General features: G+C 36.6%; 17 protein-coding genes. 15 read left to right on the top strand and 2 right to left on the bottom strand.

What is annotated here, in order from left to right; all coding sequences use genetic code 11:
- Positions 1-165 precede the first annotated feature (165 nt).
- The 5 genes from WBM60_RS05935 to WBM60_RS05915 all read left to right on the top strand — a co-directional run bounded on the left by WBM60_RS05935 (position 166) and on the right by WBM60_RS05915 (position 4,968).
- Positions 166-993, top strand: a complete 828-nt coding sequence (locus WBM60_RS05935) for a prephenate dehydratase (protein ID WP_424276355.1) — start codon at positions 166-168, stop codon at positions 991-993.
- Positions 990-2,135, top strand: a complete 1,146-nt coding sequence (locus WBM60_RS05930; protein WP_424282855.1) for a pyridoxal phosphate-dependent aminotransferase — start codon at positions 990-992, stop codon at positions 2,133-2,135. The genes WBM60_RS05935 and WBM60_RS05930 overlap by 4 nt, the downstream gene beginning before the upstream one ends.
- Before the next feature lie 90 nt (positions 2,136-2,225).
- Positions 2,226-3,092, top strand: a complete 867-nt coding sequence (locus WBM60_RS05925; RefSeq protein ID WP_424263862.1) for a prephenate dehydrogenase — start codon at positions 2,226-2,228, stop codon at positions 3,090-3,092.
- Between the two features lie 2 nt (positions 3,093-3,094).
- The gene (locus tag WBM60_RS05920) at positions 3,095-4,192 is read left to right on the top strand and encodes a chorismate mutase (protein ID WP_424276357.1); all 1,098 of its coding nucleotides are present in this window, start codon (positions 3,095-3,097) and stop codon (positions 4,190-4,192) included.
- A 101-nt stretch (positions 4,193-4,293) separates the two neighbouring features.
- Entirely contained in the window at positions 4,294-4,968 is a 675-nt protein-coding gene (locus WBM60_RS05915) for a head GIN domain-containing protein (RefSeq protein WP_424263866.1), read from the top strand.
- A 289-nt stretch (positions 4,969-5,257) separates the two neighbouring features.
- Here the strand turns inward: WBM60_RS05915 and WBM60_RS05910 are convergent, their stop codons facing one another.
- Positions 5,258-5,440: a hypothetical protein gene (locus tag WBM60_RS05910; RefSeq protein ID WP_424282854.1), complete on the bottom strand. Its 183-nt coding sequence runs from the start codon at positions 5,438-5,440 to the stop codon at positions 5,258-5,260.
- A 123-nt stretch (positions 5,441-5,563) separates the two neighbouring features.
- Between WBM60_RS05910 and rsgA the strand changes: the two genes are divergently transcribed.
- The 10 genes from rsgA to WBM60_RS05860 all read left to right on the top strand — a co-directional run bounded on the left by rsgA (position 5,564) and on the right by WBM60_RS05860 (position 14,515).
- Positions 5,564-6,514, top strand: coding sequence for a ribosome small subunit-dependent GTPase A (gene rsgA / locus WBM60_RS05905; protein WP_424263870.1), 951 nt, complete (start codon positions 5,564-5,566; stop codon positions 6,512-6,514).
- Positions 6,511-6,966 (top strand): D-aminoacyl-tRNA deacylase, encoded by a 456-nt coding sequence (dtd, locus tag WBM60_RS05900; protein WP_424282853.1) that lies wholly within the window; start codon positions 6,511-6,513, stop codon positions 6,964-6,966. Before rsgA ends, dtd begins: the two co-directional genes overlap by 4 nt.
- On the top strand, positions 6,963-7,289 hold the full coding sequence (locus tag WBM60_RS05895) for a nucleotide pyrophosphohydrolase (protein ID WP_299164118.1): 327 nt from the start codon (positions 6,963-6,965) through the stop codon (positions 7,287-7,289). The genes dtd and WBM60_RS05895 overlap by 4 nt, the downstream gene beginning before the upstream one ends.
- A 36-nt stretch (positions 7,290-7,325) precedes the next feature.
- Complete coding sequence (locus WBM60_RS05890; RefSeq protein ID WP_424277696.1) at positions 7,326-8,555, top strand: 3-phosphoshikimate 1-carboxyvinyltransferase; 1,230 nt, start codon at positions 7,326-7,328, stop codon at positions 8,553-8,555.
- 86 nt (positions 8,556-8,641) lie between these two features.
- Entirely contained in the window at positions 8,642-9,691 is a 1,050-nt protein-coding gene (gene queA / locus WBM60_RS05885) for a tRNA preQ1(34) S-adenosylmethionine ribosyltransferase-isomerase QueA (protein WP_424263877.1), read from the top strand.
- A 78-nt stretch (positions 9,692-9,769) separates the two neighbouring features.
- On the top strand, positions 9,770-10,813 hold the full coding sequence (rlmN, locus tag WBM60_RS05880; RefSeq protein ID WP_424263879.1) for a 23S rRNA (adenine(2503)-C(2))-methyltransferase RlmN: 1,044 nt from the start codon (positions 9,770-9,772) through the stop codon (positions 10,811-10,813).
- Positions 10,814-10,973: 160 nt separating this feature from the next.
- Positions 10,974-11,951: a polyprenyl synthetase family protein gene (locus WBM60_RS05875; RefSeq protein WP_299164111.1), complete on the top strand. Its 978-nt coding sequence runs from the start codon at positions 10,974-10,976 to the stop codon at positions 11,949-11,951.
- Between the two features lie 115 nt (positions 11,952-12,066).
- The gene (locus WBM60_RS05870) at positions 12,067-12,630 is read left to right on the top strand and encodes an RNA polymerase sigma factor (RefSeq protein WP_424282867.1); all 564 of its coding nucleotides are present in this window, start codon (positions 12,067-12,069) and stop codon (positions 12,628-12,630) included.
- Positions 12,617-13,360, top strand: coding sequence for a hypothetical protein (locus WBM60_RS05865; RefSeq protein WP_424263882.1), 744 nt, complete (start codon positions 12,617-12,619; stop codon positions 13,358-13,360). Before WBM60_RS05870 ends, WBM60_RS05865 begins: the two co-directional genes overlap by 14 nt.
- 87 nt (positions 13,361-13,447) lie before the next feature.
- Positions 13,448-14,515 (top strand): hypothetical protein, encoded by a 1,068-nt coding sequence (locus tag WBM60_RS05860; RefSeq protein WP_424278072.1) that lies wholly within the window; start codon positions 13,448-13,450, stop codon positions 14,513-14,515.
- A gap of 89 nt (positions 14,516-14,604) precedes the next feature.
- On the opposite strand, the gene WBM60_RS05855 is transcribed toward WBM60_RS05860, so the two are convergent.
- A complete protein-coding gene (locus WBM60_RS05855) occupies positions 14,605-14,799 on the bottom strand; it encodes a zinc-ribbon domain-containing protein (protein WP_424276383.1) in 195 nt (64 codons plus the stop codon).
- Between the last annotated feature and the right edge of the window lie 7 nt (positions 14,800-14,806).

The raw sequence follows: 14,806 nt of genomic DNA, 5'->3' as shown, positions 1-14,806 counted from the left end.
TTAGCCAAAGATTTATAGAAAAATGACTCGTAATTATTTTTGGAATGGTTTCTATTTTTATTTCTTTTTTAAAAGAAGTACGGGACTGTTTTAGAATATTGTGAACAATATATCAGATAAGGTCCCGTGAAATACGGGATTTTTTTTTGAAAGAAACTTAACTATATGGGTTTAAAAATAGCCATACAGGGAATTAAAGGTTCTAATCACCATCAGGTGGCTTTGAATTATTTTGGGGATGATATAGATTTAGTGGAATGCTTGTCATTTCATACGTTAGTAGACCAATTGCTTAATAAGCAAGCGGATAAGGGTGTAATGGCTATTGAAAATTCAATTGCAGGATCAATAATACCTAATTATGCCCTTGTATATCATAATAATTTGCACATTATTGGGGAATATTACCTGAATATCCATCACAATCTGATGGCTTTAGATGGGCAGCAATTGTCAGACATTAAGGAAGTTCGATCGCATCCAATGGCCCTATTACAATGTAGAGAGTATTTAAAGTCTCAACCCCATATAAAAATGGTTGAAGATGTTGATACTGCCGAAACAGCAAAACGAATTCAAGAAAACCAATTGAAAGGGATAGCTGCCATTGCTCCGGCAGTGGCTGCAGATCTGTATGATTTAAAAATTATTGAGCCCGAAATACAGACGATAAAGAATAATTCCACAAGATTTATCATCGTAAAGACGCAGAATAAGGAAATGCCAAAAGAAGAGATCAACAAAGCCTCCATACGTTTTCTTACGGATCATAAGCGAGGAAGTTTAGCTGCGGTTCTAAATGTTATGAGTGATTGCAATTTGAATTTGACCAAAATACAATCGTTACCAATTATTGAAACACCATGGAAATATGCATTTTTTGTGGATATAACTTTTGATGGCTACAATCATTTTGCCAAAGCGAAATCATTATTGGATATCATGTCCGAAGATTTCAAGGTTTTAGGTGAATATAAAAATGCTCGTTTATGATACAAACCGCTGATCGTTTACAAACCATAGAGGAGTATTATTTCTCAAAAAAATTACGTGAAGTCAGAGGAATGGCAGCTGCCGGAAAACCAATAATAAATATTGGTATAGGTAGTCCTGATCTTCCACCATCTGAGGCCGTCCTTACTTGTTTTCAGGAATCTGTAAGACATACGGGCGCCCATCAATACCAGAGTTATCAGGGGCTCCCTGAACTAAGAGAAACAATAGCGCAGTTTTATAAGGAAAAATTTAATGTAGATGCAGATCCGTCTAATGAAATATTGCCCCTTATGGGTTCCAAAGAAGGGATAATGCATATTAGTATGGCTTTTTTAAATCAGGGTGATGAGGTATTAATTCCCAATCCGGGTTACCCTACCTATACATCAGTCACAAAATTGGTCGGAGCAGTTCCAAGGCAATATGACCTTGTTTCTGATAACGGATGGTTCCCAGATTTAGAAAGATTAATGCAGGAAGATTTGTCTGGTGTAAAGTTAATGTGGGTAAGTTATCCGCATATGCCTACGGGGGCTAAGGCAAATTCTTCTCAATTGGAAAAACTAGTTGCCTTTGCGAAAGAGCATAACATCTTATTGGTAAATGACAATCCTTACAGTTTTGTTTTAAGTAAGAGTCCATTGAGCATTTTAAGTGTAAAGGGAGCCAAGGATACAGCTTTAGAACTCAATTCTCTGAGCAAAACTTTCAATATGGCAGGTTGGAGAGTTGGAATGGTTTTGGGAAATAAAGAGAATGTAAATGCGATTTTAAAAGTTAAAAGTAATATGGATTCTGGAATGTTCTATGGTATTCAGAAAGGTGCTATTGAGGCATTAAAAAGTGGAAAGGAATGGTTTGATCAACTAGATCAAACATATGAGGCTCGGAGAAAGTTGATGTTTCAGTTGGCAGATAAATTGCAATGCACCTACGACCCTAATGCCGTTGGCATGTTTGTCTGGGCAAAGTTACCAGCCACATCTCAGAATTCTGAAGATTTTATAGATAGAATATTACATGAGAAAAACATTTTCATCGCACCTGGAACTATTTTTGGAAGCAATGGGGAGGGCTATATCAGATTTTCACTATGTGTCGCAGAATCAAAGATAAAAGAGGCTATCGACAGGTTTTAGGCCAGTATACAGAATGAAAATAAGAACTATAATTAAGTAAAGGATTATCCTTAGAATTGTAAATAGTGTAAAAGCTTTTAAGTTGGAAAGATGAATGTAATAATAGTAGGTATCGGATTAATTGGGGGTTCAATGGCCCGCGACCTGAGACGCAAGTATCCGGAGGTATCAATCTATGGAAAGGATGCAAGTGCATCCCATCTTGAAGAAGCTATTAGGCTTCAACTTATAGACGGCATTGCTGGCTCAAAAGAATTTTCAGAGGCTGATATTATTATAGTTAGTATCCCGGTGGATGCTATTGTAAAGGAACTTCCAAAATTATTGGACCTCATTGGTGACGATTCTTTGGTGATAGATGCAGGGTCAACAAAGTCAGAAATTTGCAGTATAGTTGCAGATCATCCAAAAAGACGAAATTTTCTGGCTTGCCATCCTATAGCAGGGACAGAATTTTCAGGGCCCTCCGCTGCCATTTCAGGTTTGTTTGAAGGTAAAACAAACATAATTTGTGAAGTAGAGAAAACAGCATTTAAACTTCAGGAAAGAGCATTAAATATTTTTAGTGGATTGGGAATGCGCATAAGGTATATGAACCCTGAAGCTCATGACCGGCATATTGCCTATGTTTCCCACTTATCGCATATAAGTTCATTTATGCTGGGTAAAACGGTAATTGAAAAGGAGAAAAATGAACGTGACATATTTGACATGGCGGGCAGTGGTTTTGAAAGTACGGTTAGATTAGCAAAAAGCTCCCCGGCAATGTGGACTCCTATTTTCAAACAAAATAAAGAGAATGTCGTAGAGACTTTGGATGAATATATTCAAAATCTGGAAGCCTTTAAACAAAAATTAATAGGCAATGATTTTGACGGAATTTACAAAGAAATGGACAATACCAATAAGATAAAAGCAATATTAAAAGGAATACCACAAAATAATAAAGACAGATAATAATGGAGAATTCAAAAAATTTAAGATCATGGTTAGATGATATGAATTTATCACATCCCCTGGTAATTGCAGGGCCATGCAGCGCGGAAACTGAAGATCAGGTATTAGGAATAGCTCATGAGCTTAAAGATACAGATGTAAACTACTATCGTGCTGGTATATGGAAGCCGAGAACCAGACCAGGAAACTTTGAAGGAGTTGGAGCTATAGGTCTTAAATGGTTACAAAAAGTAAAAGAAGAAACCGGTCTTAAGACAGCTACAGAAGTAGCCAACAGGGCTCATGTTGATCTTGCATTGGAACATGATGTGGATTTGCTTTGGATAGGCGCACGTTCTACAGTTAGCCCGTTTATAGTTCAGGAAATTGCAGACGCTTTGGAAGGTACAGATAAAATTGTTCTTGTTAAAAATCCGGTAAACCCGGACCTTTCCTTATGGCTGGGTGCCGTAGAGCGATTATCAAAGGCCAATATTAAAAAGTTAGGGGTAATACATCGGGGTTTTTCTACCTATGAGAAAACCAAATATCGGAATATCCCGGAATGGCAAATGGCTATTGAATTGCAAACTAAATTTCCAGACCTGCCTTTGATTAATGATCCTTCACATATTAGTGGCAATAGGGAATTGATCTTTGATATTTCACAAACTGCTCTAGATCTGAATTTTGATGGATTAATGATTGAAACACATCATGATCCTGATAATGCCTGGAGCGATGCTGCGCAGCAGGTAACTCCTAAAAGATTGGTGCAAATCATGGAAGACCTAAAAATTAGAAAGGAAACTGATGAGGAAGCAGAATACAACCAAAAAATTAATAATCTCCGCACCCAGATAGATATTATTGATAATCAGCTAATTGACATTCTTAGCAAAAGAATGAAAGTTTCTGATGGGATTGGTGAATTGAAAAAGCAGCGCAATGTGGCCGTTCTTCAAACGAACCGTTGGAATGCAATATTAGGTAAAATGATCCTGGAGGGGGAATCTAAAGGATTGAGTGAAGAATTTGTTCTTCGCATGTTTAAAGCTATACACCAGGAATCAATAAATCATCAGGAGAAAATAATTAATGCCGAGGTCTTAAAGAAATAGAGGCTATTTTTTTTACCAAACTTTATTTATAAAACTGGTATGTAAAGTGTAACAAAAAAAGAATAATGTTGTCTTTAAAAAAACGTGTAACACAAATATATATGAAAACAATAATATCGCTTTGCATCGTGCTTATTTCCCTTAATTCCTTTTCACAAAGCATGCTGGAGAAGGAGGTTGGTGACTTTCAGGAAATAAAGGTATATGACTTAATTGAAGTGAACCTGATTAAGTCTGATGCTAATCGGATAATTATAAAAGGTCATAACGTTTATGATATCAAATTCGTAAATAAAAATGGTGTCTTAAAATTACGCATGGAGCTAGATAAAAAGTTCCAGGGAGAAGAAACTTTTGTAGAAGTTTATTATACAGATCTTCGGATTATTGACGGCAATGAAGGAGCTAAAATTGTTTGTAATGAACTTATTGAGAAGGAGAAGATTGAGATAAGGGCCCAGGAAGGATCGCATATCAAAATTGGAATGGATGTAAAAGATGTGGAAATGAAGGCGGTGACGGGAGGTATAATTGAGGCATCGGGATTAGCAAAAAATCAAATAATTGTTTTGAATACCGGAGGAGTATTTGAAGGCAGGGAGTTGTTAACAGAAGTAGCAAGTGTAAAAATCTCCGCAGGTGGAGAGGCAGAGCTTTATGTTTCAGAAAAATTAGATATCAATGTGAAGGCAGGGGGTGATGTTTATGTTTATGGGAATCCAAAAGATGTAAATAAAACAACTTTAGCCGGTGGCAGAATAGTTTTTAAAAACTAATAAGTTAACCCAATAAATAAAGAACCCGGTATTTTACCGGGTTCTTTATTGCTATAAATTATTTTTTGAAAATATGGTGTGTTATAAAGAATCCATTGTTGTCACCTTTGCCATCACTTTCAACAGCACTGGTCACAAATGCTAATTCCAAGTTATCTATTATCGTAGTTTTAATAATGGAGGTAATCATGCTGTCGGTACAGCAATATTCTGTAACCGGACACCCCTAATATTATAAAAGTTAAGCAGTTTTGATTCCTGGTAATTTCTTACTCGAATTTCATCACGCTTAAAATATATTTCTGGGGTTGTCCTCAGCTGTTTGAACTAAGATATATGCTTTATAGTCTTTTTCTTCCATAGTATTCACAATACGAGATCTGCCTATACCATTAGGCACAATAGATTCTACACTGGTAATTGCCTCAAATTGTTGAGCGTTTACTTCCATGGCCTCAGTTAAAATTTGCAAGGCAATAAGTGTGATTTTTTCATAAAATGTAGTTTAGATAACTATTTTTTGGGTCTTTCCTAACCAATTATACTCTTCGAAATTAAAGTATTATCGTTTCTTTGTATTGAAATGCAAACATTTATGCTTGGAATTGTTTATAAGTCTACCGGTAGTTGGTACACCGTAAAAACTAAGGAGGGAGATATTTATGAATGTCGTATAAAGGGAAAGTTCCGAATTAAGGGAATTAAAAGTACAAATCCAATTGCCGTGGGCGACGTGGTGGTATTTGAAATTGAAAAAATTGGGGATGAGACTTTAGGTGTTATCTCTAAAATAGAAGATCGTAAGAATTATATAATTCGAAAATCGGTTAAACTTTCGAAACAAACGCATATTATAGCGGCTAACATTGATCAGGTTTTTTTATTGGTCACGCTTAAGAATCCAAGAACGTATACTATTTTTATTGATCGATTTCTGGCAAGCTCTGAAGCCTATGATATAAAAACAGTACTCCTTTTCAATAAAGTAGATATGTATAATGAGGATGAGTTGGCAGAAGTAAAGTATTTGGCCGCTTTGTATCGGGAAATTGGCTATACATGTATAGGGATTTCTGCAAAAACCGGAAAGAATGTTGATAAGGTAAAAGACATGATGAAGGAACATACGAGTATGTTTGCGGGGCATTCAGGAGTGGGAAAATCCACTCTCATTAATTCCATAGCACCTGAGTTAAATATAAAGACAACCGAAATTTCTGATCAGCACTTTCAGGGACAACATACTACGACTTTTGCAGAAATGTATGACTTGAATTTGGGAGCCAGGATTATAGATACTCCAGGGATTAAAGGCTTTGGTATGGTGGATATGGACAAGTATGAGATAGGAGATTATTTTCCCGAATTTTTTAGACTTAAAATCAATTGTAAGTTTAATAACTGCCTTCACTTAGACGAACCCAAATGTGCAGTTAAAGCCGCATTGGATAAAGATGAAGTGTCATGGAGCAGGTATCGGAGTTATGTTCAGATTGTAACCGGGGAGGAAGATACCTATAGAATGGACAATTACGAAGAAGTATGAGGGCGGTAATACAAAGAGTATCCTCTGCAAGCGTTGTTGTAAATAACGAAACAATTTCTCAAATTGGATGGGGTTTTTTGGTATTGTTAGGAATTGAGGATTCTGATACCTCGGATGATATTGTATGGTTATCAAAGAAAATTTTAAACCTTAGAATTTTTAATGACGCACATGGTGTGATGAACCAATCATTATTGGAAACCGGGGGAGACGCTATTGTGGTGAGTCAGTTTACCTTACATGCAGTAACCAAAAAAGGGAACAGACCATCCTACATCAGGGCTGCAAAACCCGATATCGCTATTCCTCTTTATGAATCTTTCGTGAATCAGATGGAAACAGAATTAGGAAAACAGATAGGCACAGGTGTTTTTGGTGCCGACATGAAAGTCTCCTTGGTAAATGATGGTCCGGTTACTATAATAATTGACACAAAAAATAAAGACTTATGAAAATTGAAAATGCACAATTAGCTGTTGACAATTGGATAAAAGATCATGGCGTTCGCTATTTTAATGAATTGACAAACATGGCCCAGCTCACAGAAGAGGTTGGGGAAGTTGCTCGTATTATTGCCAGGCGGTATGGAGAACAAAGTGAGAAAGAATCGGATAAAGAAAAGGATTTGGGAGAAGAATTGGCCGATGTTCTTTTTGTTGTTCTATGTTTGGCAAACCAGACCGGAATTGATCTGCAGCAAGCTTTTGATCGCAAACTGGATATGAAAGCAAAACGCGATCACGACAGGCACCAAAACAATAAAAAATTGAAATAGTAGTATCTTTGCATTCGGTTTTAAAACAGCACCAATTTGAAATTACACCTCTTAGGCCCGTCCAGTAATCTCCTGAACTCTAAAATAAAGGTCACAGGTTCCAAGAGTGAATCTAACAGACTTTTGTTGCTAAATGCTCTTTATCCCGGAATTACAATTAAAAATCTATCCAATTCCGATGATGCTGCTGTAATGCAAAAAGGCATTCAGGTAAAAGAAGGAAAGGTGGATATTCATCATGCGGGTACGGCCATGCGTTTTTTAACAGCCTTTTTCGCTTCTCAGGAAGGAGCGAATGTTACCCTTACTGGATCACAGAGAATGCAGGAACGACCTATAAAAATATTGGTTGATGCCTTGAAAAATTTGGGCGCTGATATCGATTATTTGAAAAATGAGGATTATCCCCCATTGAGGATAAAAGGAAAATCCCTCAATGCATCTAAGGTGAGCCTTCCCGCAGATATTAGTAGTCAGTACATTTCTGCTTTATTGCTTATTGCTCCAAGTTTAGAGCATGGGCTGGAATTGCAACTGGTAGGTGCTATCACATCTGTTCCCTATATTAAAATGACGCTGGGCTTGTTAGACCAAATAGGGATAGCCAGCTCATTTGAAGGGAATACGGTAAGTGTCCTTCCAAAAAAACAAATAGGTGAAATAACCATAACAGTAGAATCTGATTGGAGTTCGGCTTCCTATTTTTACAGTATTACAGCGCTCTGTGAAGTAGGCACCAAAATTGGTTTGGCGTCCTATAGAAAAGATAGTTTGCAGGGAGATAGCATCCTTAAGGAAATATATAAAGATTTTGGGGTTAAGACCGAATTTAAAAAAGATAATGTTATTCTGTCTAAAACTAAAATCCACCAAAAATCAGAAGTTTACTACGATCTGGCAAATGCACCTGATTTGGCACAGACCGTCGCTGTTACTTGTTTTGGATTAGGAATTGGTTGTCACCTTACCGGTTTACACACATTAAAAATAAAGGAGACAGATAGGTTGGTTGCGTTAAAAAATGAACTCAAAAAACTCGGAGCTAAGGTTTTAGTAAGCAATAACTCACTTACCCTGGAATCTTCCAATAAAATAAATTCCGGGGTGGCAATTGATACTTATAACGATCACAGAATGGCTATGGCATTTGCTCCACTGGCTTTAAAAACAGCAATAGTGATCAACGATGCAAAGGTTATTTCCAAATCATACCCGGATTTTTGGAAAGACTTGGAACAGCTAGGATTTAATATTAAAGACCTATAAAGGTATTTAATACCACTTTTACTTGACAAGGCCTACTTCAGGATTGTATATTTGCAGCCGTCAAAAAGGCGAACTAAAATTCATATATGAAATTATCACACTTTAGTTTTGAATTGCCAAAAGAATTGATGGCAGAATATCCGGCAGAGCACAGAGACGAATCCAAATTAATGGTCGTTCATAAAGATACCGGTAAAATTGAACATAAAATGTTCAAGGATCTTATTGATTATTTTGATGAAGGAGATGTAATGGTTCTTAATAATACCAAAGTATTTCCAGCCAGGTTATATGGTAATAAAGAAAAAACTGGTGCCAGAATAGAAGTTTTTTTACTTCGTGAGTTGAATGAAGAACAAAGGTTATGGGATGTTTTGGTCGATCCTGCCAGAAAGATCAGAATTGGCAATAAACTTTACTTTGGAGATGATGAGAATTTAGTGGCCGAAGTTATTGATAATACTACTTCAAGGGGAAGAACACTTCGCTTTCTTTATGATGGGTCATATACCGACTTTAGAAGGAAATTAAGGGAACTCGGTGAGACACCTCTTCCAAAATATATTAAAAGAGAAGTGGAACCTGAAGATGAGTCCCGATATCAAACGATATATGCAAAGCACGAAGGTGCAGTAGCGGCACCTACAGCCGGCCTGCATTTTTCCAGGCATTTGTTAAAACGATTGGAAATTAAAGGTATTAAATTTGCCGAACTCACACTTCATGTAGGTCTGGGTACTTTTAATCCCGTAGAAGTAGAAGACCTTTCCAAGCATAAAATGGATAGTGAAGAATTGGTGATTGATGAAAAAGCCACAGAGATTGTAAATTCAGCTCAAATTAAAAAGAAAAGAATTTGTGCTGTTGGAACAACGGCTATGAGAGGCCTGGAAAGTGCCGTTTCATCTGAACATACTCTGAATACGTATGATGGCTGGACCAATAAATTTGTATTTCCACCCTATGACTTTAGTATTGCTAATGCAATGGTAACTAATTTTCATCTGCCAAAATCTACCCTTTTAATGATGGTTTCGGCATTTATGGGTCATGATCTTATGAAAAGGGCCTACAAAGAAGCAATAATTGAAGGATATAAATTTTACTCATACGGTGACGCCATGCTCATCATATAAATAATGTATTGTTTAAATAAAGAATCCTGCCTTTACCTGTTTTCTGATAGGTGCGGCAGGATTTTTTTTACTTAAGAAATGGTTTCAAAGAAGAAGGATATTCGGGCGCTTACTAAGGAGCAACTTCGTGAGTTTTTTAAAAATCAAGGGGAGCAGCCATTCCGAGGAAATCAGGTGTATGAATGGTTGTGGCATAAATCTGCACATTCATTTGACGCAATGACTAATCTATCCAAAGAAACCCGTCAAAAACTGGAAGGTTGTTTTGTAATTAATCACATTAAAGTAGATCAATTACAGAAAAGTTCTGATGGTACAATAAAGAATGCCGTTCGATTGCACGATGGATTAGTAGTAGAATCAGTTCTAATCCCTACAAAAGAAAGAACCACAGCCTGTGTCTCCAGTCAAGTGGGCTGCAGTTTGGATTGTAAATTTTGCGCCACAGCAAGATTAAAAAAGATGCGCAATCTTAATCCGGACGAGATTTACGATCAGGTGGTTGTAATCAATAATGAAAGCGAGCTATATTTTAATAGGCCTTTGAGTAATATTGTCTTTATGGGAATGGGTGAACCCCTGATGAATTATAATAATGTTTTGAAGGCTATAGAGAAGATAACTTCCCCTGAAGGCCTGGGGATGTCTCCAAAAAGAATTACAGTTTCCACCTCCGGGGTCCCAAAAATGATCAGAAAACTAGCCGATGAGGAAGTCAAATTTAAACTAGCCGTTTCTCTTCATTCAGCAATCGAGGAAGTACGTACTTCTATTATGCCCTTCAATGCCACCTTTAATCTTAAGGAGCTGCGAGATTCTTTGATCTATTGGTATTCCAAAACAAAAAGCAGGATTACTTACGAGTATGTCGTTTGGGAAGATATTAATGATAAGGATAAGGATATTAAGGCTTTAATAGCGTTTTGCAGATTTGCACCTTCAAAGGTAAATCTGATAGAGTATAATCCGATAGATGATTCCTACTTTAAGCAGGCATCTAATGAAGCTATTAATAAATATGTGGAGGCTCTGGAACAAAATGGAATAACCGTCACAGTTCGCCGGTCAAGAGGCAAAGATATTGATGCGGCTTGCGGACAATTGGCTAACAAATCTATATAATTAGGGGCGCAATTTAGAATTGCACTTTGCCGTCAGTTCAGATAAAATAAAACTAAGTCGGACCAGGGATCAGAATGAATTTCTTATTTCTTTATTCTCACTTCATTCCCCTTGTTATTTTCCCTAAATTTATCGTTCATCATTGATAAAATCAATACTATTGAAAATTGTCGCGCAAATAACGGAACCGATCAATGAAGAAATGGAGCTCTTTGAAAAAAAGTTCCGTGATTCCATGTCCACCAAGGTGGCACTTCTTAATAGAATCACTTATTATATCGTAAACCGAAAAGGAAAGCAAATGCGGCCAATGTTTGTATTCCTAACGGCCAAGCTCGTTAATAATGGGGAAGTCAATGAAAGGACATATCGTGGGGCATCGGTGATAGAATTAATACACACAGCTTCTTTGGTGCACGATGATGTAGTTGATGATAGTTACAAACGCAGGGGTTTCTTCTCCATAAATGCACTGTGGAAAAATAAAATCGCTGTCTTGGTTGGAGACTATCTGCTTTCGAAAGGAATGCTGCTTTCTGTAGAGTATGAAGATTTTGATTTGCTTAAAATTATTTCCGTTGCTATCCGTGAAATTAGCGAGGGAGAATTACTTCAGATAGAAAAAGCCAGAAGATTAGATATTACCGAGGAGGTATATTACGAAATAATCAGACAAAAAACGGCAACCCTTATTGCTGCCTGTTGCAGCCTTGGAGCATGTTCCGTAAAGCCCGATAGCACAGATGTTGAAACCTTTCGAAAGTTTGGGGAGCTTTGTGGGATGGCATTTCAGATTAAGGATGACCTTTTTGATTATGGAGAGGAAAAAATTGGTAAACCCACAGGAATAGATATTAAGGAGCAAAAAATGACCTTGCCTTTAATTTATGCGCTCAATAACAGTACCCCCAAAGAGAAAAAATGGCTTATTAACTCAGTAAAAAATTATAACAAGGATAAGTCGCGCGTTAAAGAAGTAATCGCCCTTGTAAAAGAAAAGGGAGGTCTTTCTTACGCAGAAACTAAAATGAACGAGTTTAAAAATAAGGCCTTGGAACTTTTAAATACCTACCCGGATTCTGAGTATAAAGATGCTCTTAAGCTTATGGTAAGTTATGTGGTTGATAGAAAAAAGTAACTCCTAACCATAACATTTACAAGGAGTTATTAATTAATTCTAAAATATTTCAGATTTCGGGCAACGTTTTTGATTTCCAGAACGTCTTTATCTATAGAAGGCTAAAATGAAACGCTTGAAAATTATTTCTTTTTACAATAATGAAAAAGTGCTGATCAGGAAAGCAATTGCAGGTCATCCTAATGCACAACGGGCTATTTATGAGAAATTTGCCCCTAAGATGCTGGGAGTATGCAGACAGTACATTAAAGACCTGCATTATGCCGAAGATGTAATGATCAATGGTTTTGTGAAAGTATTTAAAAGTTTGAATTCATTTAGGCATGAAGGAAGCTTTGAAGGTTGGATCAGGCAAATCATGGTTAGAGAAGCTATTTCTTATCTCAGAAAAAAACAATTTGTGGTCTTTGATGATGAGGTTTATGAGTATAATATTCCAAACCAAATTACCTTCTCTTCTTCAATGGATATTGAATATATTCAGCGGATGATTGACAATTTGCCTGAAGGTTATAAAGTAGTTTTTGTCCTTTACGCGATAGAAGGGTATAGGCATTCGGAAATAGCTGAAATGTTGGATATTTCAGAAGGCACATCCAAATCCCAGTTGTTTAAGGCCAGGAGATTATTGCAGGAAAAATTAAAAGAACAAAGTATACTCGGTTATGGAACCCACTAAATTTGAAAATCATATTAAGGAAACCTTAAAGGGAAGTGAAATTAAACCTTCAGAGGCTGCCTGGCATAAAATTAAAGGACAGATCAATATTGAATACAAGCCAAAGGGAACGGGATATTTCTGGTATGGGATTGCGGCGGGTTTTGTTGGAATATTGATACTATCTGTGTTCTACTTTACAACTGATGATGCGACTTTAAATCAAGAGATGCAGGTTGCTACTAAACCATCAACGCCTTTTGTTGACATAGAAAAAGAAGAACTTTTGAAAGCGCCCGTTCTGGAGGAAGAAAGCTTAATGACTGCGGTAGAGGATTCCAATGAAGCGGACAAAGAAAAGTCAACGACAGTGCCAAAAAAGGAATCTAAAGGAGAATTGGTTATATCAGAAGATGCTAAACTGGCAGATACTGAAGAACTCCAAAATAAAACACCGGAAGATTCAAATGAGCTATTTGATACTAAAATAGCGGAGGTATTGGCCAGAGTAAATGCATTGGAAGAAAACAACAAAGAGCTGACAGATTTGGAAGTAGATTCCCTCCTAAGACAGGCGCAAAAAGAAATTATGACACAAAACCTTTTAAATTCTGACAACACAGTTAATCCATCGACATTGCTTTCACAAGTGGAAGATGAGTTGGATCAGTCATTCCGGGATCAGATTTTCGATAAACTTAAGTCTGGCTATAACAAAGTGAGAATCGCGGTTGCGGATCGCAATAATTAATCAAACGCATTCTTTTATATAATTTCTTCAATTGAGTTTGAGGAAACAGTAAGGAGTTTATTCATCAATAATTAATCAAAAATCAAAATGAAAACAATCAGCACCTATTTAGTAGTTCTTTTAATTTCTTTTATAGCCAATACGATGGTGGCACAAGACAATTATAAAGACAAGATTGAAGTACTTAAAGAACAGAAAGAAAAGATTACACTTGAGGAAAAAGAAGCCTTAAAAAATGAAGTGGAAGCTATTAATAAACGTTCGGATAAGGGCGAAATTAGCGCTGATGAAGCAAATAAGCTTAAAGAAGACGCTGCCAGGAAACGAGCCTTAAATATTGAGAACAGACTGGCAATAATAGATAACGAAATTGCTTTATTGGAGCGCAATAAAGGCGAGGTGTTGAATGATCAGAAAGATGATAAATCCCGGGATGACGAAGATGGTCTTGTTATAAGAATAGACGGGGATGAATGGGAAATAACAGATAATAAGTATGGTTGGCCAAAATATGGTCGTCGAACATATTCAGACCTAATTATTGCCTTTGGTTTAAACAATGCAATTATAGAAGGACAGTCACTCAATGACACACCCTATAAGGTATGGGGAAGCAGATTTTTTGAAATGGGTTGGGCGTGGAGAACAAGGGTATTTAAGAATACGAATGCAGTGAGGTTTCATTATGGATTTTCTTTTCAATTCAATGGGTTAAAATCGAAGGATAATCTCTATTACGTTGTTAATGACCAGGGAGAAACAGTACAGGAAGAGTTTCCGTTTAATCTCAGTAAGTCTAAATTAAAATTGGACAACCTGGTATTCCCTATTCATTTTGAATTTGGTCCTTCCAGAACAAGGACTTCCGGAAATTACGTAAAATACTCCTTAAGACATCAATTTAGAATTGGTTTGGGGGGATATGGAGGTTTTAATTTGGGGACTCGCCAGAAGCTTAAATACAATGAAAACGGATCGAACCAAAAGTTAAAAATAAAAGGCGGTTTAAACAGTAATCCGTTCATCTATGGACTAAGTGCTTACATGGGAGTGGATTGTTTTCTGCTCTATGTTAAGTACGACCTAAATCCTATTTTCAAGAGCCCGTCAGTTGAGCAAAGGAATATTTCAATGGGACTACGGTTCGATATTTAAAATTAGAAAAGCCGGAATTCTGTCTCATGTATATTTTCTCTATGTTTGATTATGCCTGAGACAGCTATTCTTTTTATTAGAATTATGCATTAATTTTCAAAAGCAGCTTGCATTTCTTTTGTAAAATCCTCCTTGTAATACCCTTTTTTACAATGATTGCAACGTATTATCTGCGTTGTTGACACCCGAAATAGGGGAATCCAGAATAAATGAAAAAAATTGGGTGTACTTTCACCTGAAAGCGTATCGTTCTGATTACAGTGAGTACATTTTATATGTCTCATGTTTATG

Source organism: Eudoraea sp. (genome assembly GCF_049669105.1).
Lineage (GTDB): Bacteria > Bacteroidota > Bacteroidia > Flavobacteriales > Flavobacteriaceae > Eudoraea.
The sequence above is the reverse complement of the archived record's forward strand: the minus strand, read 5'-3'. Positions and strand labels throughout refer to the sequence as shown.

Coding starts and splice junctions, on each gene's coding strand:
- WBM60_RS05860 (WP_424278072.1), top strand. CDS start 13,448: ATGAAAACAATCAGCACCTATTTAGTAGTTCTTTTAATTTCTTTTATA.
- queA (WP_424263877.1), top strand. CDS start 8,642: ATGAAATTATCACACTTTAGTTTTGAATTGCCAAAAGAATTGATGGCA.
- WBM60_RS05930 (WP_424282855.1), top strand. CDS start 990: ATGATACAAACCGCTGATCGTTTACAAACCATAGAGGAGTATTATTTC.
- WBM60_RS05920 (WP_424276357.1), top strand. CDS start 3,095: ATGGAGAATTCAAAAAATTTAAGATCATGGTTAGATGATATGAATTTA.
- WBM60_RS05915 (WP_424263866.1), top strand. CDS start 4,294: ATGAAAACAATAATATCGCTTTGCATCGTGCTTATTTCCCTTAATTCC.
- WBM60_RS05855 (WP_424276383.1), bottom strand. CDS start 14,799: ATGAGACATATAAAATGTACTCACTGTAATCAGAACGATACGCTTTCA.
- WBM60_RS05925 (WP_424263862.1), top strand. CDS start 2,226: ATGAATGTAATAATAGTAGGTATCGGATTAATTGGGGGTTCAATGGCC.
- dtd (WP_424282853.1), top strand. CDS start 6,511: ATGAGGGCGGTAATACAAAGAGTATCCTCTGCAAGCGTTGTTGTAAAT.
- rlmN (WP_424263879.1), top strand. CDS start 9,770: ATGGTTTCAAAGAAGAAGGATATTCGGGCGCTTACTAAGGAGCAACTT.
- WBM60_RS05935 (WP_424276355.1), top strand. CDS start 166: ATGGGTTTAAAAATAGCCATACAGGGAATTAAAGGTTCTAATCACCAT.
- WBM60_RS05895 (WP_299164118.1), top strand. CDS start 6,963: ATGAAAATTGAAAATGCACAATTAGCTGTTGACAATTGGATAAAAGAT.
- rsgA (WP_424263870.1), top strand. CDS start 5,564: ATGCTTGGAATTGTTTATAAGTCTACCGGTAGTTGGTACACCGTAAAA.
- WBM60_RS05865 (WP_424263882.1), top strand. CDS start 12,617: ATGGAACCCACTAAATTTGAAAATCATATTAAGGAAACCTTAAAGGGA.